The following is a 26,314-nucleotide window of genomic DNA, read 5'->3' as shown; positions in this document are numbered from 1 at the left end:
GGAATAAGGTTATAATATATAAATATCAGGAATACCTTTTAGAGGTTATATAAGAGGCTCCTGAATACAAAACCGAGGTTTTGATAACGGTTAGAGGGGGGACTTCCATGCAGTATTCCTTTGCTTCCCGTGCACAGACCCTTTTGTCATCCCCGCTGCGCGATATCAGGGAACTTGCGAAGCGGGATTCTTTTATTTCCTTGGCGGAAGAGCTGCCGGCCGAAGAGTTATTCCCTTTGCATTCTCTGGCGGAGGCGGCGACATCGGTGCTGTCCGAGGACCCGCTGGCCCTGCAGTACGGTGAGGCGGAAGGCTATGGGCCGCTCCGCGAGTGGCTGAGCGAGGACTTCTCCCGGCGGAAAGGCCTGAGCGTTCAGCCCCAGCATATTTTGCTGACGACAGGCACCCAGCAGGCCATCGATTTGCTGGTCAGGGTGTACGTGGATCCTGGGGATCCGGTGCTGGTGGAGAACCCGACCTCCCCCGGACTGCTTCAGGTGCTGCGTCTTCAAGGTGCCGTCATCGTTCCTGTGGAGGGAGATCATGACGGGATGCTGCCCGAGCATCTGGAGGCCATGATCCGGCAGCATAAGCCGAAGCTGCTTATGGCCGCGCCTAATTTTACCAATCCGACCGGCGTCATGTGGAGTTTGGAACGGCGTCAGCAGGTGCTGAAGCTATGCGTCTCGCATGGGCTTCTTGTCGTGGAGGATGATTCATACGGCGACCTTCATTTCGCGGATGCCAAGAATCCGAAGCCCCGCATTCCTTCCATCTTCTCGCTCGAAGAGCCGCAGGGAGGACATGTTCTGTATGTAGGCTCTTTCAGCAAAACCGTAGCCCCCGCGCTTCGAACGGGATGGGCCGCCGGGAGCCGGCGATTGATCGAGATGATGACGGCCGTGAAGCAGATGGCCGACTGGCAATCCAGCATGCTCAACCAGCGGATGCTGCACCATCTGCTGGAATCGAAGCATTTTAAGCTGGAGGATCATATCGACATGCTCAACCGGGAGTACGCAACGAGGCTCAAGCTGATGGTGGAGCTGCTGAAACGCAGCGCATGGAAGGATTCGAGGTACGCGGTACCGCCCGGCGGGATGTTTCTCTGGGTGCAGCTGCCCCCAGGGTTAAACGGGGATGCGCTCCTGAGGGCGGCCTTGCTGAAGGGAGCGGCATTCCTTCCGGGCTCGATGTGCTCGGCGGCAGATCGAACCAGGGAGTGCATCCGGCTGAATTTTACGCATCCCGGGCGGGATGAGCTGCTGCTCGGCATGAATCTTATCAGCGAAGCCGTGATGGAATTTACGGCCCGGAATTAGACATGGAAGATTTCCTTTTACGAACGGGTTGAACATAGCAAAGCTGCGGATCGAGCCAGGCTGATAGGCTCAATCCGCAGCTTTTTTTCATGGGCGGATTTGTATGGGTTTCAAGATCCGGTCTATATTCAGTCATTATGATTTCAATACGGTGGCATAGTCTGCCAAGGCCTGCACGCCTGCCGGCGTCAGCACGTAGCGTCCGCGGCTCACCCGGCGGAACCAGCCGTAGTAGTTGCGCTGCAGAATGTCTGCCGCCGAACCCACGCCGCTCCGATCCCGCACAGCCGCGGGAGAAATGCCGGGCGGCACTGCAGGGACAGCTTTTTCTTGGAGCTCACGCCCATCGGGGGCCGCTTCGTGCATGCTGCGCTGCTCCGCTTCCGCTGCATTCATGGCAGCAGCAACGCGCAGCGTTTTCTCGCGGTAAGCCGTCACCAGCTTGGCCCTCGTCACTCCGCCCGTGTTGTAATCGCCGCTGCGCTCCCGAAACTCGTACAGCAGGCGTTCCTTGCGCCTAATGGCGGTGCGGCCCTTCTGCACGGCCATCTCCGGCTCGCAGAGCACCTCGACGAAGGGCGCCTTGGTTTTGTAGAAGGTGACCGTGATGAGCCCCAATCCCAGTCGTCCGCAAAGCCCCGTCAGCTCGGACCAGCGCTGGTTGACCGCTCCTTTCTTCGCCCGGCTCTTCTCGACGGCCAGGTATACGTACGGGGTCAGCTTCAGCCGCTCAATGCCCTGTAGCAGAAGGGCCAGATTGAACGTTTTTTTCAGCTCCACGATCAGCGGTTCATCGGCGCCGTCTTTCATGCCGACCAGATCGCAATTTCGTACCTCGCCTTTGACTTCATATCCGTTTAATTCAAAAAAGGCCTTCAGGGGAGCGTACAGCTCGGCTTCATGCTTTATCGCCATGATGACTCTCCTTTTAATCGAAAGTTGCTAATGTTACGTCAATGTAATTTCAGTATAGCATGGGGACTGCTTTCGCGGCGTACCCGAGTGTAGAATGAACCGGTGGTTAGATAAAAAAGCATACGCGTGACTTCGAAAATAAGGTCAACTATTCCAAGCAAGCCGCATAGGTATGTAATACACTTTTTCGATAATGGAATGTTTTCTAATGACGCTGTGGAATGGAAGCCAATCCCCATAAACAGACTCATAGGAGGTAGCGATATGGATATTTTCGAACGCATAGCATCGTATCGGGCAGAAGGCGACCGTTTGGCGTGGAGCGGCACATTCAGGGAATACATTGAAATACTTAAGAAGGATCCCTCTCCAGCCATGACGGCCCATGCCCGTGTATATGACATGATCGAATCCTACGGTTTCGAAGAGAGCGGGGGCCAGAAAAAATATAAGTTTTTTGAACAGGAAATCTTCGGCCTCGACCGGGCTGTCGAGAAACTCGTGGAGGAGTACTTCCATTCGGCAGCCCGCAGACTCGATGTGCGCAAACGCATACTGCTGCTTATGGGACCTGTCAGCGGCGGCAAATCCACGCTTGTCACGATGCTGAAGCGCGGCCTCGAGAAGCATTCCCGTACCGACCGCGGAGCGGTTTACGCGATCGCCGGATGCCCGATGCAGGAAGAGCCGCTGCATTTGATTCCGACGGAGCTAAGACCGGAGATCGAGAAGGAGCTCGGCGTCCGAATCGAGGGGAATTTGTGCCCGGCCTGCCAGCTTCGTCTTAAAACCGAGTACGGCGGCGATATCGAAAAGGTTGAAGTCGAGCGGATATTAATCTCCGAGGAGAACCGGGTCGGCATCGGCACATTCAGTCCGTCGGATCCCAAGTCGCAGGATATTGCCGATTTGACCGGCAGCATCGATTTCTCCACCATCACGGAATACGGCTCCGAATCGGATCCGCGCGCCTACCGGTTCGACGGCGAATTAAACAAAGCGAACCGCGGTTTGATGGAATTCCAGGAGATGCTGAAATGCGACGAAAAATTTCTATGGAACTTGCTCTCCCTGACCCAGGAAGGGAACTTTAAGGCGGGCCGGTTCGCGCTGATAAGCGCGGATGAGCTGATCGTGGCCCATACCAACGAATCCGAGTATAAGGCGTTCATTGCCAATAAGAAAAACGAGGCCCTGCAATCCCGGATGATTGTCATGCCGATCCCGTATAATCTGCGAGTCAGCGACGAGGAGAAGATCTACTCGAAGCTGATCGGCCAAAGCGACATGAAGCATATCCATATCGCGCCGCACGCGCTTCGATCTGCCGCGATATTCTCCGTCTTGACGCGTCTGAAGGAAACGAAGAAGCAGGGCATGGATCTGATCAAGAAGATGCGCATGTACGACGGGGTGGAGGTTGAAGGTTATAAGGAAGCGGACCTGAAGGAGATGCAGAACGAATATTTGGAGGAAGGCATGTCCGGCATCGATCCGCGTTATGTCATCAACCGGATATCCAGTGCTTTGATTAAGCAGGATCTTCAGTGCATTAACGCGCTGGATATGCTGCGGGCGATCAAGGATGGGCTGGATCAGCATGCGTCCATTGCCAAGGAGGAGCGGGAACGCTACCTGAATTTCATTGCCGCCGCTCGCAAGGAGTATGACGATCTGGCCAAGAAGGAAGTCCAGAAGGCTTTTGTGTATTCCTTCGAGGAGTCCGCCAAGACGCTGTTCGAGAATTATTTGGATAACATCGAAGCGTTCTGCAACTGGACGAAAATCCGCGATCCGTTGACCGACGAGGAGATGGATCCGGACGAAAGATTAATGCGCTCGATCGAGGAGCAGATCGGCGTCTCGGAGAACGCGAAGAAGGCGTTCCGGGAGGAAATCATGATTCGTATCTCGGCTTATTCCCGCAAGGGCAAAAAGTTCGAGTACCATAATCATGAGCGCCTTCGGGAAGCGATTGAGAAGAAGCTGTTCACGGACCTCAAGGACATCGTCAAAATTACGACCTCGACCAAAACGCCGGATGCCGTGCAGCTGAAACGGATCAACGAGGTAAGCTCCAGGCTGATCGAGGAGCATGGGTACTGCCCGGTATGCGCCAATGAGCTGCTGCGTTACGTGGGCAGCCTGTTAAACCGGTAAGACCGAATACGATAATAGGATACGCGGAATGTCTGGAGAAGCCGCCCGTGGAATCGGGTGGCTTCTCCTCGTTTGGAGGGGATTGCCCGATTGGTTGTGCAAATCTACGCACAATTAGGACTTTGGGATTATGCCGAGGTGGTAAATATAGGCTATAATGGACCCTAAGTACTTGAACCTGTGATATGGATCACCTATTTAGGAGTGGATTTTTCGAAATGATGGATGTTTCCCCGAAAAGACGCCAGCAGTTGGAGTATATCGGTTTGGACGAGCAAGGATTGGAGCTTCTCGCAAATCATCGTGAGGTATTTGCGAAGGTGGTTGAAGAGGTCGTGGACCGGTTTTACGCGCAGATCGGAACGCAGCCGCAGCTGATGCAGATTATCGGACGCACCTCGACCGTGGAACGGCTTAAGGAGACCCAGCGGGTGTATTGGATGTCGCTTGCTTCAGGAAGAGTGGACGATGCTTATATTGCCGAACGGATTAAGATCGGACAAGTTCACTCCAGAATCGGCCTGACCACGGACTATTACCTTGGAAGCTACATGGTTTATTTGGATATTGCCGCCGATTTACTGAAGAAGCTCGTACCGGATCAATGGATTCAAGTGGTGCATGCCCTGAGCAAAATGTTTAACCTGGATTCCCAGCTCGTATTGGAAGCTTACGAAATGAAAGAGAAAGAGAAAATCAGCAACCTGGCTTCGGATCAGCAAAAAATGTTGGAAGCGATTACAACTGCGGTTCAAGAATTGACGGCCATGATCGTGGAGCTGGATCAGAGCGCGGCGCTGATGGCCGACAACGCCATGAAAACGGCGGAGGCGCAGGATAAGGCGCATACGCTGACTTCCGAGCTGGGCGAAGAAATTTCGCATATCGAGCAGATGGGAAGTTTGATACGGGAAATTTCGGATCAGAGCCACCTGCTTGGCCTGAACGCGGCGATCGAGGCTGCCCATGCCGGGGAGTTAGGCAGAGGTTTCGAGGTGGTTGCCGGCGAAGTGCGGAAGCTGGCCACCAACTCAAAGAAGGCGATGGATGAGATTCAGGACAAGGTCAGCGGCATTATTCGCAAGCTGGGGCTCGTGGAGCAGGAATCGGAGAAAACGTCCGTGAACGCGCGTAATCAGGCAGCAAGCTCGCAGGAATTGGCCGCCTTCGTGAAAATGATGGAGAAGCTGGCCGATGATTTGGAATCGCTTCAACACGAATATGATATTCGGAAGCACGATATCGAGGTCGAAACCTCATCCGAGAAGGTCAGCGTATAACAGGGGTCAAGAAGCGAACGGATGATGTGCCTATATGTAAACGAACAGCAGCACCCGCGAATGGAGCAAACCTACTCATCGCGGGTGCTGCTGTGATATATACCGCTGTTTTGCTGCTTCAACCGCCGTTAAATAAACCGTCGATGCAGCTTCTTGCCGTCATAGGAGAACAGAATCGGTTTGCCTTCGATGATGCTGTGCAGATGCACGGGTTTGCCCCAGAGCCGGTAGACATAAGGGATGGTGCGCTCCATATACTTCAGGTCGAGCTCAATGCCCTCGTACAGATGCTTGATCATCAGCTCGCCGGAACGGAGATGATCGCCGTCGGTCACGACGAGAAACGGCGAGCCGCCGTTTACGCGGGAGACGACCAGCTGATCGCGGATGTTCTCCCATGCCTTGTCGGTGATTTTCCACTCCGGCCCTTTTTTCTCGAAGACATAGAGGTCCAGGTCCTCCACGAGTTCCTTTGTTAAATAATTGCGCAGGAAGGAAATATCGGAATCGTATTCGCGTACATCAAACATCTTCTCCCGATCCCAGCGGCGCTCGATATCCTCGAAGATTTTCAGACCCAGGTAGTAGGGGTTCAGGCTGTGGCGCGACGGCTGTACGACCGAGGCGTTGAGCTTGGCGAACTCCACCGTTTCCTCGCTGGTCAGGTCCATTTCCCGCAGGATGCGCTGATGCCAATACGAAGCCCAGCCCTCGTTCATGATTTTGGTTTCCATCTGCGGCCAGAAGTACAGCATCTCCTCGCGCAACATACTCATAATGTCCCGCTGCCAATCCTCCAGAATATCGGAGTGCTCCTGAATGAACCACATGATGTCTTTTTCCGGCTCGGGCGGGAAGCGCTTGGTCGCCGCCGGCGATTTATCGGTTTGTTTGTCGCCGTCTTCGTCCATTTCCCATAAATCGTCATACCGGCCGGGAGGCTTCTGCCGCTTGGCTTCCTCCTTCTGCTCCTGCATCCGCCGTGCCGTATAGCGCTGTTTATCGAGTTTATCGGGCCTCACGATATGGGGATCCACATGCTCCTGAATCGCCAGCACGGCGTCGATGAACTGCTCAACCGCCTCCGTGCCGTGTTCGATCTCATAGCGGGAGATGCGCTCGGCCGTGGCAGACATGCTCTCGACCATATTGCGGTTGGAGACGGAGAAGCGGGCGTTGTTTTTGAAAAAATCGCAGTGTGCAAGGACGTGGGCGACAATGAGTTTATTCTGGATCAGGGAGTTGCCGTCCAGGAGAAACGCATAACACGGATTGGAGTTGATCACGAGCTCGTAGATTTTGCTTAGGCCGAAGTCGTACTGCATCTTCATTTTATTGAAGGTTTTACCGAAGCTCCAGTGGCTGAACCGGGTAGGCATGCCGTAGGCGCCGAAGGTGTATATGATGTCTGCCGGGCAGATCTCATATCGCATAGGGTAAAAATCAAGGCCGAAGCCTGTAGCGATCTCGGTAATCTCCGCAATGGAACGTTCCAGTTCCGCGATCTCGTCTTGGTGCACGAGAATCCCCCCTTCGTCATTAAAAACATGGTTCTTATCATTTATATGGAATCCTGCAGCAGATATGCGGGCAGAAGAGGGGGAGCCGGGAATATATACAGGCCTCTGTCAAAATTTGTGCATCATCTCGGTCTGCAGACTTAGTAACCTGCCCGACTATGTAACGGTGACCCCCAGAATGCTTTGCGTTATAATGGGAATAATCCAGCGGTTTGGAAGACTTACCCATTTATTAACCGATGGATAATAAGATAAGGTCAGGGAGGCAAATGAATGATCGATTTTCCTAAGCCCGATGTGGAGCAATTTTTTCAAACGTATGGCATTCGTACCTTCGGAATCAGTGCAGACGAGTCACGGCTTGTATTCAGCAGCAGTCTAAACGGAAAGTTCAATTTATGGGCCATGGAGTTAGAAGGGGAGACATCCTACCCTTATCCGCTTACATACAATGACCAGATCGCAAGCTTCATTAAGCTGGACCCGGAAGGGCGGCATATCTTGACGGCGTTTGACCGCGACGGGAATGAGAATTATCAGTTTCATGCGCTGCGCTGGAACGGCGGCGAGCCGATGCCTTTGTTCGAAGGGGCGGATGCGGAGGACAAACATTATTTCGTGCATCTGTCAGAGGACGGCAAGCGACTGTATTATGTCACGTCGAAGGGGAATCCGTCCTTCCTGAATTCGCGCGTTTATCATCTGGACACCAAGGAGGATCATTTGCTGCATGAGGGCGAGGCGACATCGACCGAAATGTGTGCCGTGAGCCCCGACGAGAAAACCATCGCGTATACGAAAATGTATGCCAATACCTACTATGTTAGTTACGTGAAGCGAGAGGGCGAAGAGCCGCTGTGCTTGACGCCTACGCCTGAACAGGTGCATATTTCGGGGGATGTGCTGTTTGTCAGCAATGACCAGGTCATTTTTGCAACAGACTATGAATCCGAATTTTCTTATGTGGCCCGTTACGACATCCCGCAGCGGAAGTTTGAACCCCTGTGCCGCATCGACCGGGAGAGCATCCAGCTCTTGCGCTTCCATAAGGATTCACGAACCCTGTACATCGTTACGGAAAAAGGGGTAGAGGATCGACTGTATGCCTATTCGCTCGACAGCGGTGAGTTAACCCCCATTCCTCTTCCATCGGACATCGTGGAGCAGCTGAACGTCACGAAGTCCGGCAATCTGTACCTGCTCGCCCGAGGTGCGGTGAAGCCGCTTAACATTTACCGTTATGCAGGCGGCTCATGGAGCCCGATCACAAAGAACGTGCTGACAGGGTTGACCGATGAGGACTTGGTGACGCCGGATGTCGTGACGTATCCATCTTTTGACGGGATGGAGATCGAGGCCCTCCTGTTCCGCGCCAAAGACAACGTGGCCAACGGTTATACGGTGTTTTGGCCGCATGGCGGCCCGCAAGCCTCGGAGCGCAAGCAGTTCCGCTCCATGTTCCAGTATATCCTGGCCAAAGGGTATCACATCTTCTGCCCAAACTTCCGGGGAAGCACCGGTTACGGCAGTTCCTTCGTGAAATTGGTGGAGCAGGATTGGGGCGAGGGACCGCGCAAGGACTGCTTGGCAGGCATGGATTGGCTGTTCGAGCAAGGGATTTCGAGCCGCGAGAAGCTCTTCGTGATGGGCGGAAGCTACGGCGGTTATATGACCCTGCTGCTGGCGGGCCGGAATCCGGAGTATTTCAAGGCGGCCATCGACATCGTCGGGGTCAGCAATCTGTTTACCTTCTACGATTCGGTACCGGAACACTGGAAACCGATTATGGAGCGCTGGATAGGCGATCCCGAGCGGGATAAAGAACGCTTCATCAAGGATTCGCCGATTACGTATCTGGATGATATGGCGAACCCGATGCTCATCATCCAGGGAGCCAACGATCCGCGCGTCGTTAAAGAGGAGTCGGACCAAATCGTCGAGGCCTTGAGAGCCAAGGGCCGTGACGTGGAGTATCTTGTGTTCGAAGACGAGGGGCATGGGATTACGAAGAAGGCCAACGAAAAGATCGCTTATGCACGGATGGTCGAATTCCTGAAGCGCAATCATTAAGCGTCCCATAAAAAAGAGGCATGCTCGAGGTCCAAACGGACCCTGAGGCATGCCTCTTCCTTATTGACCCGGATGATCCAGATCCTCTCTTGGATTCCAGAGCTTGATTCCGTCGTCCTCCAGTATGCCCAAGGTCACGTCCGAGATGTTCGGATCCTGGGTCAACAGGGCGTTGATTCTCATTTTGGATTGTCCGGCCTCGGCCAGGGTCATCCCTTTCTTCAGCTCGATGTAGGCTTCCACATGATAATTACGGCCTTCCTGCAGAATACGCAGACGATTGATGTCACGAACATCCGGATCGGCAAGAATGATTCCGGAGATCTTCTCTTCCACGTCCTTCGGAGCGGCCACCCCGATTAAACCGACCATGTTGTCATATCCGACCTTAAAGGCTACGCCCACCATCAGACAGCCGATCAGGATCGTGGCGATTCCGTCCAGAATGAGGAAATTGAAGAAATGCGCGAACACGATGGCGATCAGCGCGAAGAGGGCGCCAAGCGTTGCAACAATATCTTCATAGAACACAAGCCGTGTCGGCGGGGCGGCGCGGCCGGCATTTTTGAAAGCGGCGGGCAGCAAGGAAAGTCCCGATGCTTCGGCGCGGGTCTCCTTCATAATTTCTTTCATGGCTTTAACCAGGATGGAACCGTCAATGATAACAGCTATGGCCAGCACAATGAAATTGAGCCAGAAATTCGTGGCTTCTTCCGGATGTTTTAACAGCTTGAAGCCCTTCAGAATCGTTTCATAGGCCATGATGGTGACCACGATCACCGCGACCATGCAGACCAGGTTAATGACCCTGCCGAAGCCGGTGGGGAACTTCTTGGTCGGCTTCCGCTCGGCCAGGACGCTGCCTACGAATACGAATCCCTGATTCACGGCATCGGCCACCGAATGCATGGCGGAGGCAAACATCGTCCCGCTGCCGCTGATGGAAGCGGCAATCCCCTTGATGATGGCCAATCCCGTATTGCCCAGTGCGGCAATGGCGGATGAGGTATTTCCTTTCTTGATGAGCTGCCATGTGTTATTCAATCCAAACCCTCCGTCTATCATGTCGATTTTTAATGGAATCCGAAGTATATATTATCATATCGTGCCAAATTAAGGATATCCCTCTCTTTTAGATTGAGATAAGATTACACAAAAATTACTTAACATGTTTTTTGTTACATTAAACAGGATTTACTCATATCTTTATTTCTTGCCCAATACATTAAGAATATAGTGGAAAATAAAGGATGGTTGAAGCGTAGGAGGCTGGTTAGCGGTCTTTGGCATGAAGTGGAGAATCGTTTGTGCCCCCTTGATATCCAAGCGGGAACTGCCTTGCAGCAAAGTGAATAAACATGAGGAGGAAATGTTATGAAAGCGTTAACAAGTCCGGAGGCAGCCAAAGGCAAGGCGAACGAGGAATGGGGCCTGATCATATGCTCCAGATGCGATGAGATGGTGGACACGATTCCAACCGACGGAGTGAAAATCATTTATGGATTTTGCGGAAAAGGGGAATGCAAGGGCACGGACTTTCAGAACTGAATGATCGTGGCGATTAGCGGAATGAATAACGAGCATGCTTCAGGGAGGAATCTTCCTGAAAGCATGCTTTTTTTTGGATTTATAACCTTTTTTGATGGGTATAACAAAAATTATTGATACTTTATTATGCATTTTTAGACGAAAATATGTTGCATATATATTATATATGACGTATTATATCGGCAAGTAGAGGAAATGCACGCAGGAGGGATCACTATCGAACTGACGACAAGGCAGCAGGATATCGTCGATATCGTAAAAAAACATGCACCCATTACAGGAGATCAGATTGCGGAGATGCTGAATGTCAGCCGAGCCACCCTTCGCACCGATTTATCCAAGCTTGTGGTTCTGGATTATATTGATGCCAAGCCGAAGGTCGGGTACTTTCTGGGAAAGCGGGGAACGCGGGACCGGGAGGAAAAGTTTCGCCTTCTCAAAATGAAGGTTGGCGATCTGCACGGCGTTCCGGTGATTGTGCGTGAGACCACGACGATTCACGAAGCCGTTGTATCCTTGTTTCTGGAGAACGTGGGAAATCTGATCGTTACCGATGCCGACGGCCATCTGGCCGGTATCGTGTCCCGTAAGGATCTGCTCAAGGTAACGCTTGGCAACCCGACGGCCTCCTCCATGCCGGTAAGCCTGATCATGACCCGCCGGGCCAACGTAACAACGGTGCAGCCGGAAGACACGGTGCTGGATGCCGCACGAAAAATTATTAATCATCAAATCGATAGCCTGCCAGTGGTCGTTCCATCCACCACGGGAAATCCGGGGGAGCACTGGAAGGTTGTCGGTCGGATCACAAAAACGAATATTATCAAAATGCTGCTCGACATGGTAGCCGAGGAATAATGGGAGGAATCGGATGAATCAGGCATTAACTCATTTCATAGCAATCTGTTCGGACTCCATCGGGGAGACGGCTGAAGCGGTTGTTCAAGCGACCCTGCGCCAATTCGAGCTTCCGAATACAGAGGTTAAACGTTATATGAACGTTCGCGACGAGGAAGAATTGACCGAATTGATGGAGGAGGTGGCAAGGCGCGGAGGATTTGTGGCTTATACGCTCGTTCAGCCGGAGCTTCGCGAGGTCATGCGGGAAGAAGCCGTCCGGCTCAACATTCGCACCGTGGATATCATGGGGCCGATGATGCAGGCCTTTGCCGACACGTTCAACGACTATCCCAAGCGGCTGCCGGGCCTGCTGCACCGCTTGGACGACAGCTATTTCCGGCGGGTGGACGCGATGGAATTCGCCGTCCAGTATGACGATGGCAAGGATGTCAGCGCCATTTTGAAGGCGGACATCATACTGCTAGGCGTATCCAGGATCTCAAAGACGCCGCTGTCGATGTTTCTCGCACATAAAGGCTACAAAACGGTCAATTTTCCGATCGTGCCGGAGATGTCGCCGCCTTCCCAGCTCAGAGAGGTCACGAACGGCACGATCATCGGGCTTACGATCGAGCCGGAGCATCTTCTCAAAATCCGCAGCGAGCGCTTAAAGGTCATGGGACTGCCGCATCAGGTGCAGTATGCAGCCCTGGAGCGGATCCAGGAGGAGCTGGATTACGCCTTGTCTCTGTACGAGGAGCTCGGATGTCCGGTCATTGATGTCACGGATAAGGCGATTGAGGAATCCGCAGGACTGATTATGAATTATCTGAAATAAGCTGCACCGGTAAGGAAAAAAGCAGAAGGAGGGATTCATTCATGGAGAGTTCATTAGCATTGGAGCTTGTAAGAGTAACGGAGGAAGCGGCGCTGCAATCCGCCCGGTGGACAGGAAGAGGTGACAAGAACAGTGCTGATGAAGCCGCGACGGTAGCCATGCGCAAGCATTTTGATTCCGCAGCGATGGATGGGGTCGTTGTCATAGGGGAAGGCGAGATGGATGAAGCGCCCATGCTCTATATTGGAGAGCGCGTTGGGAACCGCAAAGGGCCGAAGATGGACGTGGCGGTGGATCCGCTCGAAGGAACGGAAACGGTGGCAAACGGGCTGAACAACGCGTTGTCCGTAATTGCCGCAGCCCCCCGAGGCACCCTTCTGCATGCGCCCGATATCTACATGCATAAGCTCGCGGTTGGACCCGAGCTTGCGAGCAAGCTGAGTTTGAATGATCCGATTGAAGTAACCCTTCGAAAAGCATCGGAGATCTTATCAAAACCGCTGTCGGAGATGACGGTATCCATTCTCGATCGTGAGCGACACAGCGCGATGATTAAGGCTTTGCGAGAGTCCGGGGTAAGGATCAAGCTGCTGAGCCACGGGGATGTCATGGGTGCGATCGAGACCTGCACGGACAGTGAGGTCGATCTCTATGTGGGCTCTGGAGGAGCTCCGGAAGGCGTTCTCGCCGCCGCCGCTTTGAAATGCCTGGGCGGAGAAATCCAGGGACGGCTCATACCGGAGACGCCGGAGGATTTCATCAGATGCCAGGACATGGGGTTGGAGCATCCCGAGCAGCTGCTGACGATGGAGGATATGGTAGGCCGCGAAGGCGTATTGTTCGTGGCTACCGGCGTGACGGCTGGCGATTTCCTGCGCGGCGTGAAGTATATGCCGGGTCAGCGGGCCGAAACGCATTCGGTCATGATGTACTCCGGCACGAGAACCGTCCGTTATATCCGCAGCGTCCATCATCTGTTCCAAAGCAATGAAACCTTAGCCGCCGCTGCATCTTCTTGATGGATATGGGCGGCATCGGCTAAATAAAAGGCACTCCAAGGTTAGTCGACCTTCGGAGTGCCTTTATGCGTTGTTAACGGTTTGGCAAATCGTGCGCTCACCCGTGCCTCTTACGCCCGAGCATCAGCCAAGCTCCTCCAAGCACAAGCAGCACAGCGATGACAGGCTGAACGACCGAGAGGTAATTGAGTACGGGTCCGATCGAGAATACCACGAAGAACAGCAGCGACAGGACGGTCAGAATGTTAATCGGGATGAGCAGCCACTTGTTACGCGAACCGAACCAGTAGAACTCGAACAATCCGGCCGCAACGGCAAGAATAAAGCCGGGCCACATCGACCCCCAAGAGTCGAACAAGGAAGCGATTTGGCTGACAATACCGGCTGTGAGCAGAATGCCGCCCGGTATCAACAGCCCGATTCCCTGACGTCCGACCAGCGAGAAGTACATCCAATGAAAAAACAGGCCTAACGGGATCACGAACAGGGTAGGCCAGAACGTGGCAAAGATAGAACCGGCGCCTACGGTACCGCCTTGGTTCAAGAGCAAGTATGCGCCAAGCAGGATGAGCAGAGGTGCTAAGATTGTACGTTTCGTCATACAAACTTCGTTCCTTTCCTTAGATAGATTGATTATTCCAAGAATACCATGCAAGGGATGGGGTGTCCTCGGTCCTTCGGGGAATGTTTCACCTAGACTTTAGTCTAGGATGGACATGTTTAGCCTATTGGCGGCTCGTTTAATAAGTTCCTAAACGTTCTGCTTAGACGAAGGACAGAAAAGACAGTCCTGCAGCAGAGAACAACAAAGCAGAACTGTCTTCGGATATAAACAATTTTATGATGGCTTCTTGGTATACATCAGTCCGACGGTTTGAGGACCGCAGTGGCTGCAAATGACGCAGCCGGCCGTAGAAATGCTGACCTGTCGTGCGCCTGTCTTTTCCTGCAGTTCCTTCTGCAGGAAACGGGCTTCCTCCTCGGCCATGGTATGTACAACAACGATCAGATCATTGTCCATCTTATCCACTTGAGCCAGTGCATTCTGAATCATTTGATCCAGCGCCTTTTCTTTTTTGCCGCGTACCTTGTAAGCCGGGATCATGCCGCCGTCCACGACTTTGATCACCGGACGGATTTTGAGCAGGCTGCCGATGATGTTTTGCATGCCGGAGCAGCGTCCGCCCTTATACAAATAATCCAGCGTATCGACAACGAATTCGCACTCCACTTCGTTTACGGTACGGCTTAATAGCTCCACAATTTGCGGTATGGACGAGCCTTCATTGGCCGCGTGAACAGCCTTCATAACAAGCAGTCCGATGCCGGAGGAAAGATTGCGCGAATCAAACACGGTAACCCGCCCTTCGGGCAGCTCGCCTGCAGCTATCAACGCATTTTGGTAGGTGGAAGAAAGCTCTGACGAAATGCTGAGGAACAGGATATCCTCACCCTGTTCAATCGAAGGCGAGAAGGCCGCAATGAAGTCGGACGGAGAAGGTGCCGCTGTTTTGGGCAGGCTGCCGATCTGATCGACTTTGGCATACAACTGTTCCGGTGTAATGTCGACTCCATCCCGTAAGGATTGTTCTCCGAATACGACGTAGAGCGGAACGATGCCGATATTATATTCGTCTATCCACGAAGGTGGTAAGTCGCAGGTGCTGTCAGCAAAAATTCTAATTTTACCAGGCATGAACATCTCCCTTTATCAACTATTTGAGTCTGTATTACTACTAGAATACCTTGTTTGATCAGAAAAGGAAATGCTCTTGTCGTTTTGAACGCGAATGCGAAGGAATCGCCTAAAAAGCGGGAATTGTGCAACATTAACCCCAGGATTCCCGTTAATCATAATGGAGGTGGTTATATGGCAAAGCGAAAGCGTTGGAGCAAAATAATCACAGCAGCTGCCGCAGCTATGCTGCTCATGGCAATGACGGCATGCAGCGGCGAAGGCCCGACTTCTCAGCCGCCGGCGGATCCGAATCCGGTCGAGGAGCCCAAGTACGAGATTAAGCAAGGAACCGGTACTTACGTAGGTCAAATCGACAACAATTCGATCGAAATCGAGACGGCCGATGGTCCGACCGCATTCCGGCTGGGCGAGGGGATGGATCAGATCATATCCAAACTTCAGGGAGAAGAGTCCGTCTCCTATGAGTACAGGGAACAGCCGGTTGAAGGCGAGGAAGATTTGAAGCAGTTGATCCTCATCAAATTGACGGTTGACAACGAAGGCGGCGGCTCGAGTTCCGAGAACGCTCAGCTTCCGGAAACCAAGGATTTCGAGTTGGAGCTGGAGGGCATGAAAGAAACCAAAACAGCCAAACTGGCCGAGGGTGACGGCTACGCGCTGTATATATTCGATATTTTTTCCTTTGATGCAAAAACCAACAGGCTGACCATGAATGTGGACCAGGATTATTACGCCGAGATTACGAAGCTGCCTTCGGATTACAACGCGGACATTCTCAAGCTTGAGGCGGAGAAGGAGCTTGCGGAGGTTGGCAAAGTCCATGAAGCTGAGGGCAGTGAAAGGCACAAAGTCATGAAGGATGCATCCGTGTATATGATAGGCGAAGGCGAGGGCCTCACGAAGATGTACATTGTGGATGAATTTGACGGACAGGGTTATATTTTCCGCGTAAATAACCCTCACCGCGAACCTTCCGAAGGATTTGCTACACATGCTTTTACATCCTTGAGCTCGATTGTTAATCGATAATGTCATGCAAACAGCCCCTGTCGTTTGGCCATAAGGCCAAGCAGCAGGGGCTGTATCGATATTCGAGGGGGTCCGACGTTACTTGGACGTCTCCAAGTATTGCTTAATGAATCGCAGTGCGTTCGCATCGCGTTCCGTGCCTTCGCGAATCCCCGCAAACATTTCTTTCTTCAGGACGGGCAGTTCTTCGCCAAGCGGGCTGCCCATAATATCCACGGCATACACATGCTCCGCGCCGTCTTCCTCATTTGTACCCTTCACCAGCATTTCCGGGGTAAGCAGTTCCTTCAGCTCGCCTTCGACTTCAGCTTCGAGCGGGCGTACCATGCCTTGATTGCCAATCCAATCAAAGGCGGTTTGATCCATGATATACAGATCGGGACGTTCGGTGGACAGCACCAGCAGTGCCTTTTGCAGCATGGCGGCATCCTGCGGATTGTTGGAATCCAGGGGAGGCACGTAGTTAATGTTAACGGTTACGCGTTTCCAATCGGGAAATTGGGCCAAAATCGCGTCTTCGATCGGTTTAAGGTCCTGTCCACCATCCTGGCTCATATAAGAACCGAGGAACATGACTTCCAGGTCAACCGGGGGCAGGCTGGCCAGCCGTTCCTTCTCTGCCTGATGGTTGAAAATGCTGATCACGATATAAATGAGAACGCCCACCAGGGCAATGCCGCCGAGCACGTGGAATTTATAATAACGGAAGAAATGGTCGGTTTTCTCCGCCGTCCCGGCAAACCTCTTGTATTTGCCGTACCGTTTCTGATTCATCTCTTCCAAAGCTTTACGGTTCTCTTCTTCAAGGATGAATTTGTAGGCTTTGGTGATTTCGGCAAACTCGGCTTCGATCTCTTCCGCCCGGTCCGGCTCCCGCCTTTGATGCGAACGGGTTTGGCGCATGAGCAGCGTATATCGGTCGTCAAGCTGTTCCTTGGTTGCATCCTCCGGCAGACCGAGCCGCTCATAGGCTTCTTTCAGTTGGTCCATTCATGTCACCTCTTCTATACTGTGAGAGTTTCCTAGTTACCAGTATATAGCGTAGAGGCAGCAGGTTACAAACGTTTATGAGATGTTTCGACGCTTCTCGGCTTGCTATGGGGCAAACTGTCATCCATAAGAGGAAACCATCCAACTTGGCAGCTTGCCAGGATGGTAAATAATTCATCGATTTCCTGAATGATTGTGAATGTTTTTTGAAAGTTTTAGATTGTTTTTTGAGGGGAATATGATACTATATGCTGTAGAGGGGGATTCATTATGCTGACGGAAGAAAGATACCGAATCATATTAGAGCGCTTACAACAGCGCGGTGTCGTGAAGCTGCAGGAATTGGTAGAACTCCTTGAAGCTTCGGAATCGACGGTAAGGCGGGATTTGATCGACCTTGAAGAACGTCAATTGCTAAAGCGTATTCATGGCGGAGCCGCTCTGCCGAGCCCAAAGATACAAGAACCTGGAATTGAGGAAAAAACGTTCAAAAACATTCAACAGAAAAACGCGGTTGCCCGGTTGGCTGCAGCACAGGTTGAGGATGGAGAAAGCATTTACCTGGATGCGGGTACGACCACGCTAGCCATGATTCCGTTCATCGACGCCAAAGACGTCACGGTTGTCACGAACGGTTTATCCCATATCGAAGCGTTGGTCAGCAAGCGGATCAAAAGCTATCTGCTGGGCGGCATGATGAAGATTCATACCAAAGCCGTCATCGGAAGCATCGCGCTGCAAAATATGGACAATTTCCGTTTTGACCGGTGCTTTCTGGGCACGAACGGCGTGGATGCGGAGATGGGCTACACCACCCCCGATCCGGAAGAAGCCTTGATCAAGCGGCGGGCCCACCAGCTGTCCGCTTCCAGTTACGTCCTTGCGGATTCCAGCAAAATCGGAGAGGTTTCCTTCGCCAAATTGCTGGACCTGAGCGAAGCGACGCTGATTACGGAGTCCTTGCCGGAATCATGGAAGAAGGTCATTTCACAGAAAACCAAAATAATTGAGGGATCATGATGATATATACGGTTACACTGAATCCTTCCATTGATTACATCGTGGAAGTTGAGCATATCGAGCTTGGCGGATTGAACAGAATGACCCGGGACATGAAGTTTCCGGGCGGGAAAGGAATTAACGTATCGCGTGTGCTGAACCAGCTGGGAGCCGATAATACGGCTATCGGTTTTCTTGGCGGTTTCACCGGCCGTTATATCGACGAGATGCTCGGCAAGGAAGGAATCCGCACGGATTTCGTGAACATCGCGGACGATACCCGCATCAACGTTAAGCTGAAGCATGGCGGAGAGACCGAGATCAACGGCTTGGGACCCGATATCCGGGAAGACGAAACCAAAGAGCTGCTCCATAAGCTGTCACAGCTTGAAGCCGGCGATATCGTTGTGCTGTCAGGCAGCGTGCCGCCTTCGCTGGGTTCGGACTTTTATGGCCGTCTGATCGAAGCGTGCCGAAAGGGCGGCGCCGAATTCGTCATGGATACCACCGGTGAGGCTCTAATGAGGGCATTGGCCTATAAGCCGCTCCTTGTGAAACCGAACCACCACGAGTTGGCCGAATTGTACGGCGTTGTCATTGACTCAAGAGAGCAGCTTGTGGAGTACGGACGGAGACTGCTTGAGAAGGGCGCGCAGCATGTCCTGATTTCCATGGCCGGAGAAGGGGCGCTGTTCATCACGGCCGATCGGGTCTATCACGCCCATGTTCCGCCGGGTACCGTCCGTAATTCGGTCGGTGCCGGCGATTCGATGATTGCCGGATTCGTCGGCACGCTTGCGAAGGGCCAAGGCCCGATCGAGGCATTCCGGACGGGGGTCGCCTCTGGAAGCGCTACGGCGTTCTCGGACGACTTGGCGGCAAGGGAAGCGATTGACGAGCTGCTTCCTCTGGTTAGGATCACGGAGTGGTGAGCCGCTTCACATCAAATAACCGGTAATGGGCGGTTATGGCGCGGTTATCACCACGAAGATTTCAAGGGAGTGTGAATCACATGAGAATTACGGATTTAATGATACAAGAAACGATGATCATGGATCTGAAGGCGGTCACGAAGGAGGCTGCCATCGATGAACTGATCGGGAGTCTGGCCGCCAGCGGGCGGATCAACGATCCGGTTTTGTTTAAAGAGATGATCCTGAAGCGTGAAGCCGAATCCAGTACGGGGATCGGCGGCGGGATTGCGATGCCCCACGCCAAGACGAAAGCGGTTAACGAGCCGGCCGTCGTGTTTGCCAAGAGCAGCGGGGGCGTGGATTTCGAAGCGCTGGACGGTGAGGCGGCGCATGTTTTTTTCATGATCGCCGCTCCCGAGGGAGCGGGGAATACGCATCTGCGTACCCTTGCAGCGTTATCGAGGCTGCTGATCGATGCGGAATTCATCGCGCAGTTGATGAAGGCGGAGACGCCGGCGGAGGTAACGGCTTTATTCGACTCCAAGCAGGCGGTTGAAGAAGCCGCCAAAGCTGAGAGGGAAGCGGCCAAAAAAAGGGAAGCCGCACAAAAGGAAGCGAAGAACAAGCATCGGGAATCCGACATTGCAGCCCCAGCTGACCAACGGGATGTTTCTGCCGTGGCCTCGACTCCGTTTGTGGTTGCCGTAACGGCTTGCCCGACCGGCATTGCCCATACGTTTATGGCCGAAGACGCCCTTAAGAAGAAAGCCCAGGAGATGGGCGTCGAAATCCGGGTGGAGACGAACGGCTCGGAGGGCGCGCAGAACGTATTGACGGAAGAGGAAATACGCAGGGCCTCAGGCGTCATCATTGCCGCCGACAAAAACGTGGAGATGGCCCGCTTTAACGGAAAACCCGTTCTCCAGCGTCCTGTCAGCGACGGCATCCGCAAATCGGAGGAGCTGATCCGCAAGGCGATGGGCGGCGAGGCGCCGATCTACCGCAGCGATGGCGGCGGTGAGCCGAAGGCGAAGGACGCGGAGAAGGGCAGCATAGGCACGAAAGTGTACAAGGACCTGATGAATGGTATTTCGCACATGCTGCCGTTTGTCGTGGGCGGCGGCATTCTTCTGGCCATCTCCTTCCTGATCGAGCAGCTTGCCGGCGAAGATCATCCGCTTTTCCAGCTTCTGCAAACGATCGGCGGAGGAGACGGTGCCTTCCACTTCCTGATTCCGGTTCTGGCGGGCTTCATAGCGCTCAGCATCGGCGATCGTCCCGCATTGATGCCCGGCATGGTCGGAGGCCTGATGGCCCTCAATTCCAATTCGGGGTTCCTTGGCGGCCTTGCGGCAGGTTTCTTGGCCGGTTACGTGGTTATCCTGCTGCGCAAAGCGTTTGCGGGGCTGCCCCGGGCGCTTGACGGCTTAAAGCCGATTCTGTTGTACCCGGTCGTCGGCCTGCTTATTACCGGAACGATCATGTTCTACTTGTTCGATCCGTTCTTTAGCTGGATCAATCTCGGCCTGATTGATATTCTTAACAATTTGGGTACCGGCAACGCGGTGATTCTCGGTCTGATTCTGGGCGGGATGATGTCGATTGATATGGGCGGTCCCTTCAATAAAGCGGCGTATGCATTTGCGATCGGCGTATTCACATCCAGCGGCAACACGAACGGAGCCATGATGGCTGCGGTCATGGCCGGCGGGATGGTGCCTCCGCTGGCCATTGCTCTGGCCACGACGTTCTTCAAGCATAAGTTCACGGAGCAGGAACGCAAATCGGGCGTGACCAACTATGTGATGGGCCTTTCCTTCATAACGGAGGGGGCGATCCCGTTCGCCGCGGCCGACCCGCTGCGCGTACTAACATCCTGTATACTCGGTTCCGCGGTGGCAGGCGGGCTGACGCAGCTGTGGAGCATCAACGTTCCGGCCCCGCACGGGGGAATCTTTGTCGCTGCTCTTGCCAATCATGCGCTCCTGTTCCTGCTCTCGGTTCTCATTGGTTCGGTGATCTCGGGTGTGCTGCTTGGCGTTTGGAAGAAGCCGCTTGAACGAAAATAGACTCAATTACACAGGTTCAGGGTGAGCCATTCAGCTTACCTTCGACCCGTTTTTTCTTATGACGGCAGGCCGTGGTTTTCTGAATAAGAACGCTTAGGAATGGTGTGCCGAACGGGAATAGACGGAGGATCCGCGATTCTCTTGGGGAACAGAATCTATGAATATCCGGATTTCTACTGGGTTCGTCATGGTATAATCTAGTCATGTTAGGAACAGGAAGGAGAGAGGACAGAGATGAGAGAACAGAACAGCAGCAGCCGGGGGCCGGAGCAGCTGATCGATGAAATCAACCGGACGTCTACAACCGATGGGATGGCGGCCGTATGGTTTTTAGGTCAGGAGAGCGTTGTCCTGAAGGGCGGGGAGGTCGTCATCTATATCGACCCTTATATGTCAGCCGACCTGGAACGCAAAGCGGGATTTCAGCGCGCGTTTCCCGCTCCGCTGCAGCCGGAGCATATTACGAATGCAAACATGGTCCTGATCACCCATGAGCACGATGATCACATGGATCTCGGAACGATTGCGGTCATCGCCAAACAGAATCCGGAAACAGCGTTTGTTGCGCCGGCATGCTGCCATAAAGCGATGCGAGGTGCCGGCGTGGCGCCGGAGCGGCTGTTTGCGGCCGTATGCGATGAATGGCAGCAGTTTGACGGCTTTCGTCTGATGGCGATTCCGGCTGCCCACGAGACTTTGGATGAGCATGAAGAGTTTGGACACCGATTCGTCGGTTACCTGGTGGACATCCAGGGCGTGTTGATCTACCATGCGGGAGATACCGTAGTCTATCCCGGATTGGTGGAAAGGCTGCAGGCGCACTCCATTGATATCGGGATGGTGCCGATCAATGGGGGAGATGCCTTCCGCCGGAAGGACGGCATCGTCGGGAACATGGGCTTCCGGGAAGCCGCAGAACTTGCCGCAGCGTCGGCATTCGATTTGACCATTCCGATGCATTACGATATTTTTCCATGGAATGGAGAGAAGCCGGGGTACTTCGTGGATTATTGCTATGAGAATCATCCGTATATGAAAACCAAAGTGATGGCGCGCACCGAGCGTTTGCTTTATGTAAAAGCCGAATAAGCGATAGACATTCCGATGGAATTTTTTTTCAAATGCGGGACAGCGAGTTCGCAATTTTTCGAAATGACAAGCATATGAATAAGACATGCCTTATAAATGGAGATGTGGGATATGCTGTCATTTCGAAAACATGTCATTATTGTGATCGGAAGCTTTCTGATCGCGATGGGGACCAATTTTTTTCTTGTCCCGCATAAAGTTCTGGATGGCGGAGTTATCGGGATTGCTCTGATCGCCAACTACGTGTTTGACCTACATATCGGATTCGTTATCATTTTGTGCAGCATCCCCATGTTTATCGCCGCCTGGATGTTAAATCGCGAAATCTTTTACAATAGTTTGTCAGGCATGCTGATATCTTCGTTTGTCATCGATTTGCTCTCCCCGTTGCAAACGGATTTTTTGCGTTTTTTCGCTCCCCATGTGATTATCAGCGCGCCCATAGGCGGTGCGTTGATCGGAGCCGGGCTAGGATTGATGCTGAGGAATGATGCAAGCACGGGCGGAACGGATCTGTTGGCTCATTTTCTGGCAAGGTATTTGCCATTGAATGTAGGCGTCATTATTTTGCTGATGGATGCCGTCATCATCGGATTCGGAGGCGTTCTGCTCTCGGGAAGCACCTTCGTGTACTCCATTCTGACGATTGTTGCAGGCGGTTTTACAACGGGCATGATTACACAGAAACGATGGTTCGGAAAGAGAAGGATCTAATAACAGACAAGCCTATCAAGATCGACTTGATAGGCTTGTCTGTTATTTATGAAGATGAAACATGCAGCGAACGCCATCTATGAACTACTACGACATGTGCATAAAGATTATTTATGGGAGTTATGAGCTTCCTTAAAGGCGTGGATATAAGCACGGGCCTTCTCCGTAATCAAATTGAGGTCTCCGCTCTTAAGCGCGTCTTTGGTCAGATCGGACCCGATTCCGACCGCGAATGCCCCGGCCTTGATCCATTCATGCAGATTGTCCAGATTCACGCCTCCGGTCGGCATGATATTGGCCTGCGGCAGCGGGCCCTTCAGAGACGGTATGACGGACGGAGAGTACAGATTACCCGGGAAGAGCTTAACGACATCGACGCCAAGCTCAAGCGAGGCCACGATATCGTGGACGGTAACGGCACCCGGCATGACCGGAATGCGATATCGGTTGCAGAGCATAATCGTATCGCGGTCGAACCCTGGGGAGACCACGAACTCGGCACCGGCCAGGATCGTGATTCTGGCTGTTTCTGCATCCAGAACCGTACCGGCTCCGATGATGGCATAGTTGTCCGCTTGCGGGTCTTTGGAAGAGTACATTTTGGATAACGTCGTAATGGCTTCCGTAGCGAACGGTACGGTCATGGTCACCTCGATGACCGTGATCCCGCCTTCAATCGCGCGTTTGGCAATCTCTACAACTTCATCGGGAGAATCGCCGCGCAGGACCGCGACAACGCCAGCCTGATGGATCTGTTCGATTAGTTTCAATTTTTTCATGTTATACACTCCTTCTTGATCTATGCATTCTATTAATGATGGCTTGATATCCAATCATAGCGGGTCAACGTTCGATATGGGCGGCATTTCCTCGCCGCTGTTGAACTTCCTCCCAGGTCGGAAGCGCTTCCCAGTCACCTGGGGCTTGGATGACCAGGGATCCGGTTAATCCGCCTAGGGACAGGGCCTCCTCCGGTGTCCAGCCTTTGGCGATGCCTGCCAGGAAGCCTGCGCAGAAGCCGTCTCCCGCGCCAACGGTATCCACTACGTTATCCACACGCTCAAAAGGCAGGGAGTAGGTCCCGGTTTCCCGAACAATAACGTTGTTTCCGTCGAAACTCTTGATCACGGACATGCCGGGGAGCTGACGCAGACGGTCCAGGATCACCTGCTCGTCCTCCGTTTCGAACAACAGCTTGCATTCATCATAGCCAGGGAGGAAATAATCACAGCTTTCGGCAAGCTCCAGCAATACGGGGCGAGCCTCCTCCATGTTCCACAGCTTCAGCCTGAGGTTCGGATCAAAGCTGATCTGGACGCCATGCGTTTTGCATACGGAAATGACATGCCGTATCGTCTCCAGGCAGCTGCTGCTTAAGGCGGCGGTGATGCCCGTGAAATGAAGGATGCGGGCCTTGGCTATGTATTCGGAGTCTACATGGTCCGGCGTCATTTGGCTGGCGGCAGAGCCTTTGCGGTAGTAATAGACGGAGGATTGACCGCGAACGTTCTGTCTCAGCATAAGACCGGTCGGTGCAGCATCCGTTTGTCTGGCGCTGGAAACATCGACCCCTTCACCTCGAAGCGTTTTCAAAATGCCGGTTCCGATCGGATCGTTGCCGAGCTGGCCGAACCATCCGCTGCTGCAGCCAAGCCTGGAAAGCCCGATGGCGAGGTTGCTTTCGGCGCCGCCGAAGGACTGGGCCATGGTTCCTCCCTGGCCAATGCCCCGTGTGCCTTCGGGATATAATAATCCCATCGATTCGCCGAACGTGATGACATCGATAGGACGCATATCATTATTCATAGAATTTACCCCCTTATATACAGTCTCCGTTATTAACACTTTACCCTGATGGTGATGATAACTCAATAAAAAATAACACAATGTAAATAACCTCCTATCCGGGAAAGATAGGAGGTATGCATGGGCTTTCAGCATAGGAGAAAGCAAAAAAACAATGCTTAGAAACCTTTATACTGAGGCTCTTCCTGTTCAAGCTGCTGAACCCGCTGGGCTACTTGGTCTACGACTTGCTGCGTTTGTTGTGCCGCGGTAGTGAACAGATCCTTGGCATTTTGATCTTGCGTAGACAGCGCAAATTGCTCAAGGCTGGCCTGAGCGCTTTTTAAGGATGAGAGGCATGTTTTCACATCGGAAGCTACGGTCATTGGTTTTTATCACTCCTTTCATGCGTAATAATGTACGCATTTTGGAGAAGAACATGCATGAAGCATGGCAAGGAAAATAATGGTGTGATTTCAAATAGGATAATTGACAATAATCTATATAGTGATTGCTAAGTCATTACATCGAAAGGAAGGTCGTTGTTGTGCCTCAATGGTTGGAAATCGTACTTAGAACCGTATGTGCCGTGGTCGTGCTATTCCTGATGACGAAACTGCTTGGGAAGCGTCAGGTGACACAGCTATCTTTTTTTGAATATTTAACAGGGATCACGATCGGTAGCATAGCTGCCTATATATCCTTGGATCTGGAAGCAAACTGGTATTTAGGACTCGTGGCTCTGGGCGTCTGGGTTGCCTGCTCGCTTCTCATCGAATTCCTGCAAATCAAGAGCAAAAAAGCAAGGGATTTTATCGATTTTAAATCAACCGTGCTCATTCAAGGCGGCAAGATATTAGAAGATAATTTAAAGAAGGAAAGGCTGTCGACCGACGAGCTGATGCAGCAGCTACGCAAAAAAGACGTGTTTCAGGTCGCCGACGTGGAATTTGCCATCATGGAATCCAGCGGTGAGATCAATGTCCTGCAGAAGCGCGAAAGTTTGCCTTTGACTCCCAAGGATCTAGGGATACAGGTAGCCCCGGAAAAACCTGGTCAGGTTGTGATCATGGATGGCGAGGTCATGGATGAACCGCTGCGCGTCTCGGGCTTCAATCATGGATGGCTGGTGGAAGAGCTGGACAAGCAGGGCGCCAGGATCAAGGACGTATTCCTTGCTCAAGTCGATACCTATGGACAATTAACCGTCGATTTGTATAACGATCAGATCCAGGTGCCCCAAAATGAGGAACGGAAGCTCTTGTACGCAAATTTAAAGAAATGCCAGGCGGATTTGGAATTGTTCAGTCTCAGCACGAAAAGTAAGAAAGCTAAGAAAATGTATGAGGAGAGCTCCAAACGGATGGAGAAAATTTTAGCGGATGTACAGGCGATTCTGAAGACGTAATGGATGTCGCCGAGTCATAAATCCGCAAAAACCGGAATAGGATATTTTTGTGTATCACAAAAGGAGCCGGTTGCCGCCGACTCCTCGTACAGCAGATCTTCGCCCG

General features: G+C 52.7%; 24 protein-coding genes. 15 read left to right on the top strand and 9 right to left on the bottom strand.

From position 1 onward, the window contains the following. Window positions 1–107: 107 nt before the first annotated feature. Window positions 108–1,322: a PLP-dependent aminotransferase family protein gene (locus tag MHI43_RS25605; RefSeq protein WP_036659934.1), complete on the top strand. Its 1,215-nt coding sequence runs from the start codon at window positions 108–110 to the stop codon at window positions 1,320–1,322. 135 nt (window positions 1,323–1,457) lie between these two features. On the opposite strand, the gene MHI43_RS25600 is transcribed toward MHI43_RS25605, so the two are convergent. Next, window positions 1,458–2,237 (bottom strand): DUF2161 family putative PD-(D/E)XK-type phosphodiesterase, encoded by a 780-nt coding sequence (locus tag MHI43_RS25600; protein ID WP_036659932.1) that lies wholly within the window; start codon window positions 2,235–2,237, stop codon window positions 1,458–1,460. A 264-nt stretch (window positions 2,238–2,501) separates the two neighbouring features. Between MHI43_RS25600 and MHI43_RS25595 the strand changes: the two genes are divergently transcribed. Together MHI43_RS25595 and MHI43_RS25590 are read left to right on the top strand one after the other, a co-directional pair. Next, on the top strand, window positions 2,502–4,397 hold the full coding sequence (locus tag MHI43_RS25595; RefSeq protein WP_009595712.1) for a PrkA family serine protein kinase: 1,896 nt from the start codon (window positions 2,502–2,504) through the stop codon (window positions 4,395–4,397). A 218-nt stretch (window positions 4,398–4,615) separates the two neighbouring features. Next, entirely contained in the window at window positions 4,616–5,677 is a 1,062-nt protein-coding gene (locus MHI43_RS25590) for a globin-coupled sensor protein (RefSeq protein ID WP_036659930.1), read from the top strand. A 128-nt stretch (window positions 5,678–5,805) separates the two neighbouring features. On the opposite strand, the gene MHI43_RS25585 is transcribed toward MHI43_RS25590, so the two are convergent. Continuing rightward, window positions 5,806–7,197, bottom strand: a complete 1,392-nt coding sequence (locus MHI43_RS25585) for a SpoVR family protein (protein ID WP_036659928.1) — start codon at window positions 7,195–7,197, stop codon at window positions 5,806–5,808. Window positions 7,198–7,470: 273 nt separating this feature from the next. On the opposite strand from MHI43_RS25585, the gene MHI43_RS25580 reads away from it, so the two are divergent. Further along, window positions 7,471–9,267: a S9 family peptidase gene (locus MHI43_RS25580; protein WP_036659926.1), complete on the top strand. Its 1,797-nt coding sequence runs from the start codon at window positions 7,471–7,473 to the stop codon at window positions 9,265–9,267. A 60-nt stretch (window positions 9,268–9,327) separates the two neighbouring features. On the opposite strand, the gene MHI43_RS25575 is transcribed toward MHI43_RS25580, so the two are convergent. Continuing rightward, a complete protein-coding gene (locus tag MHI43_RS25575) occupies window positions 9,328–10,311 on the bottom strand; it encodes a cation diffusion facilitator family transporter (RefSeq protein ID WP_015737096.1) in 984 nt (327 codons plus the stop codon). Window positions 10,312–10,641: 330 nt separating this feature from the next. On the opposite strand from MHI43_RS25575, the gene MHI43_RS25570 reads away from it, so the two are divergent. From MHI43_RS25570 to glpX, 4 genes are all read left to right on the top strand, one after another. Beyond that, window positions 10,642–10,815: a GapA-binding peptide SR1P gene (locus MHI43_RS25570; protein WP_015737095.1), complete on the top strand. Its 174-nt coding sequence runs from the start codon at window positions 10,642–10,644 to the stop codon at window positions 10,813–10,815. Between the two features lie 195 nt (window positions 10,816–11,010). Next, window positions 11,011–11,673, top strand: a complete 663-nt coding sequence (locus MHI43_RS25565) for a helix-turn-helix transcriptional regulator (RefSeq protein WP_009595798.1) — start codon at window positions 11,011–11,013, stop codon at window positions 11,671–11,673. A gap of 13 nt (window positions 11,674–11,686) precedes the next feature. Further along, complete coding sequence (locus tag MHI43_RS25560) at window positions 11,687–12,493, top strand: pyruvate, water dikinase regulatory protein (protein ID WP_009595762.1); 807 nt, start codon at window positions 11,687–11,689, stop codon at window positions 12,491–12,493. A 41-nt stretch (window positions 12,494–12,534) separates the two neighbouring features. Continuing rightward, entirely contained in the window at window positions 12,535–13,512 is a 978-nt protein-coding gene (glpX, locus tag MHI43_RS25555) for a class II fructose-bisphosphatase (RefSeq protein ID WP_015737094.1), read from the top strand. Window positions 13,513–13,609: 97 nt separating this feature from the next. On the opposite strand, the gene MHI43_RS25550 is transcribed toward glpX, so the two are convergent. Both MHI43_RS25550 and MHI43_RS25545 read right to left on the bottom strand, forming a co-directional pair. Further along, window positions 13,610–14,113 carry a hypothetical protein gene (locus MHI43_RS25550; RefSeq protein ID WP_009595848.1) on the bottom strand — a complete coding sequence of 168 codons (504 nt, stop codon included), beginning with the start codon at window positions 14,111–14,113 and terminating at the stop codon, window positions 13,610–13,612. Between the two features lie 237 nt (window positions 14,114–14,350). Then, window positions 14,351–15,208 (bottom strand): DegV family protein, encoded by an 858-nt coding sequence (locus MHI43_RS25545; protein ID WP_015737093.1) that lies wholly within the window; start codon window positions 15,206–15,208, stop codon window positions 14,351–14,353. A 174-nt stretch (window positions 15,209–15,382) separates the two neighbouring features. On the opposite strand from MHI43_RS25545, the gene MHI43_RS25540 reads away from it, so the two are divergent. Further along, a complete protein-coding gene (locus MHI43_RS25540) occupies window positions 15,383–16,240 on the top strand; it encodes a hypothetical protein (protein WP_036659925.1) in 858 nt (285 codons plus the stop codon). A 78-nt stretch (window positions 16,241–16,318) separates the two neighbouring features. Here MHI43_RS25540 and MHI43_RS25535 read toward each other — a convergent pair whose 3' ends face one another. Next, window positions 16,319–17,230: a molecular chaperone DnaJ gene (locus MHI43_RS25535; RefSeq protein ID WP_036659924.1), complete on the bottom strand. Its 912-nt coding sequence runs from the start codon at window positions 17,228–17,230 to the stop codon at window positions 16,319–16,321. Window positions 17,231–17,500: 270 nt separating this feature from the next. Between MHI43_RS25535 and MHI43_RS25530 the strand changes: the two genes are divergently transcribed. From MHI43_RS25530 to MHI43_RS25510, 5 genes are all read left to right on the top strand, one after another. Continuing rightward, a complete protein-coding gene (locus tag MHI43_RS25530; RefSeq protein WP_015737090.1) occupies window positions 17,501–18,250 on the top strand; it encodes a DeoR/GlpR family DNA-binding transcription regulator in 750 nt (249 codons plus the stop codon). After that, window positions 18,250–19,161, top strand: coding sequence for a 1-phosphofructokinase (pfkB, locus tag MHI43_RS25525; RefSeq protein WP_015737089.1), 912 nt, complete (start codon window positions 18,250–18,252; stop codon window positions 19,159–19,161). The genes MHI43_RS25530 and pfkB overlap by 1 nt, the downstream gene beginning before the upstream one ends. 80 nt (window positions 19,162–19,241) lie before the next feature. Continuing rightward, the gene (locus MHI43_RS25520; RefSeq protein ID WP_036659922.1) at window positions 19,242–21,212 is read left to right on the top strand and encodes a fructose-specific PTS transporter subunit EIIC; all 1,971 of its coding nucleotides are present in this window, start codon (window positions 19,242–19,244) and stop codon (window positions 21,210–21,212) included. 234 nt (window positions 21,213–21,446) lie between these two features. Beyond that, window positions 21,447–22,301, top strand: a complete 855-nt coding sequence (locus tag MHI43_RS25515; RefSeq protein ID WP_036659919.1) for an MBL fold metallo-hydrolase — start codon at window positions 21,447–21,449, stop codon at window positions 22,299–22,301. A gap of 111 nt (window positions 22,302–22,412) precedes the next feature. Further along, complete coding sequence (locus MHI43_RS25510; RefSeq protein WP_036659917.1) at window positions 22,413–23,015, top strand: YitT family protein; 603 nt, start codon at window positions 22,413–22,415, stop codon at window positions 23,013–23,015. A gap of 107 nt (window positions 23,016–23,122) precedes the next feature. On the opposite strand, the gene MHI43_RS25505 is transcribed toward MHI43_RS25510, so the two are convergent. The 3 genes from MHI43_RS25505 to MHI43_RS25495 all read right to left on the bottom strand — a co-directional run bounded on the left by MHI43_RS25505 (window position 23,123) and on the right by MHI43_RS25495 (window position 25,186). Then, complete coding sequence (locus MHI43_RS25505) at window positions 23,123–23,794, bottom strand: bifunctional 2-keto-4-hydroxyglutarate aldolase/2-keto-3-deoxy-6-phosphogluconate aldolase (RefSeq protein ID WP_036659914.1); 672 nt, start codon at window positions 23,792–23,794, stop codon at window positions 23,123–23,125. Window positions 23,795–23,858: 64 nt separating this feature from the next. Further along, window positions 23,859–24,821: a sugar kinase gene (locus MHI43_RS25500; RefSeq protein ID WP_015737084.1), complete on the bottom strand. Its 963-nt coding sequence runs from the start codon at window positions 24,819–24,821 to the stop codon at window positions 23,859–23,861. A gap of 158 nt (window positions 24,822–24,979) precedes the next feature. Further along, window positions 24,980–25,186 carry a DUF1657 domain-containing protein gene (locus tag MHI43_RS25495; RefSeq protein WP_009595791.1) on the bottom strand — a complete coding sequence of 69 codons (207 nt, stop codon included), beginning with the start codon at window positions 25,184–25,186 and terminating at the stop codon, window positions 24,980–24,982. Between the two features lie 161 nt (window positions 25,187–25,347). Here MHI43_RS25495 and MHI43_RS25490 point away from each other — a divergent pair, with 161 nt between their 5' ends. Further along, complete coding sequence (locus MHI43_RS25490) at window positions 25,348–26,208, top strand: DUF421 domain-containing protein (protein ID WP_009595817.1); 861 nt, start codon at window positions 25,348–25,350, stop codon at window positions 26,206–26,208. The last annotated feature ends 106 nt before the right edge of the window (window positions 26,209–26,314 follow it).

This window comes from Paenibacillus sp. FSL H8-0457 (genome assembly GCF_038051935.1).
Lineage (GTDB): Bacteria > Bacillota > Bacilli > Paenibacillales > Paenibacillaceae > Paenibacillus_AQ > Paenibacillus_AQ lautus_A.
This window is presented reverse-complemented; position numbering and strand designations above follow the sequence as displayed.

What these genes read in the sequence shown, in the direction of transcription:
- MHI43_RS25605 (WP_036659934.1), top strand. Translation starts at nt 108, where the DNA reads ATGCAGTATTCCTTTGCTTCCCGTGCACAGACCCTTTTGTCATCCCCG.
- MHI43_RS25600 (WP_036659932.1), bottom strand. Translation starts at nt 2,237, where the DNA reads ATGGCGATAAAGCATGAAGCCGAGCTGTACGCTCCCCTGAAGGCCTTT.
- MHI43_RS25595 (WP_009595712.1), top strand. Translation starts at nt 2,502, where the DNA reads ATGGATATTTTCGAACGCATAGCATCGTATCGGGCAGAAGGCGACCGT.
- MHI43_RS25590 (WP_036659930.1), top strand. Translation starts at nt 4,616, where the DNA reads ATGATGGATGTTTCCCCGAAAAGACGCCAGCAGTTGGAGTATATCGGT.
- MHI43_RS25580 (WP_036659926.1), top strand. Translation starts at nt 7,471, where the DNA reads ATGATCGATTTTCCTAAGCCCGATGTGGAGCAATTTTTTCAAACGTAT.
- MHI43_RS25570 (WP_015737095.1), top strand. Translation starts at nt 10,642, where the DNA reads ATGAAAGCGTTAACAAGTCCGGAGGCAGCCAAAGGCAAGGCGAACGAG.
- MHI43_RS25565 (WP_009595798.1), top strand. Translation starts at nt 11,011, where the DNA reads ATGCACGCAGGAGGGATCACTATCGAACTGACGACAAGGCAGCAGGAT.
- MHI43_RS25560 (WP_009595762.1), top strand. Translation starts at nt 11,687, where the DNA reads ATGAATCAGGCATTAACTCATTTCATAGCAATCTGTTCGGACTCCATC.
- glpX (WP_015737094.1), top strand. Translation starts at nt 12,535, where the DNA reads ATGGAGAGTTCATTAGCATTGGAGCTTGTAAGAGTAACGGAGGAAGCG.
- MHI43_RS25550 (WP_009595848.1), bottom strand. Translation starts at nt 14,113, where the DNA reads ATGACGAAACGTACAATCTTAGCACCTCTGCTCATCCTGCTTGGCGCA.
- MHI43_RS25545 (WP_015737093.1), bottom strand. Translation starts at nt 15,208, where the DNA reads ATGCCTGGTAAAATTAGAATTTTTGCTGACAGCACCTGCGACTTACCA.
- MHI43_RS25540 (WP_036659925.1), top strand. Translation starts at nt 15,383, where the DNA reads ATGGCAAAGCGAAAGCGTTGGAGCAAAATAATCACAGCAGCTGCCGCA.
- MHI43_RS25535 (WP_036659924.1), bottom strand. Translation starts at nt 17,230, where the DNA reads ATGGACCAACTGAAAGAAGCCTATGAGCGGCTCGGTCTGCCGGAGGAT.
- MHI43_RS25530 (WP_015737090.1), top strand. Translation starts at nt 17,501, where the DNA reads ATGCTGACGGAAGAAAGATACCGAATCATATTAGAGCGCTTACAACAG.
- pfkB (WP_015737089.1), top strand. Translation starts at nt 18,250, where the DNA reads ATGATATATACGGTTACACTGAATCCTTCCATTGATTACATCGTGGAA.
- MHI43_RS25520 (WP_036659922.1), top strand. Translation starts at nt 19,242, where the DNA reads ATGAGAATTACGGATTTAATGATACAAGAAACGATGATCATGGATCTG.
- MHI43_RS25515 (WP_036659919.1), top strand. Translation starts at nt 21,447, where the DNA reads ATGAGAGAACAGAACAGCAGCAGCCGGGGGCCGGAGCAGCTGATCGAT.
- MHI43_RS25510 (WP_036659917.1), top strand. Translation starts at nt 22,413, where the DNA reads ATGCTGTCATTTCGAAAACATGTCATTATTGTGATCGGAAGCTTTCTG.
- MHI43_RS25505 (WP_036659914.1), bottom strand. Translation starts at nt 23,794, where the DNA reads ATGAAAAAATTGAAACTAATCGAACAGATCCATCAGGCTGGCGTTGTC.
- MHI43_RS25500 (WP_015737084.1), bottom strand. Translation starts at nt 24,821, where the DNA reads ATGAATAATGATATGCGTCCTATCGATGTCATCACGTTCGGCGAATCG.
- MHI43_RS25495 (WP_009595791.1), bottom strand. Translation starts at nt 25,186, where the DNA reads ATGACCGTAGCTTCCGATGTGAAAACATGCCTCTCATCCTTAAAAAGC.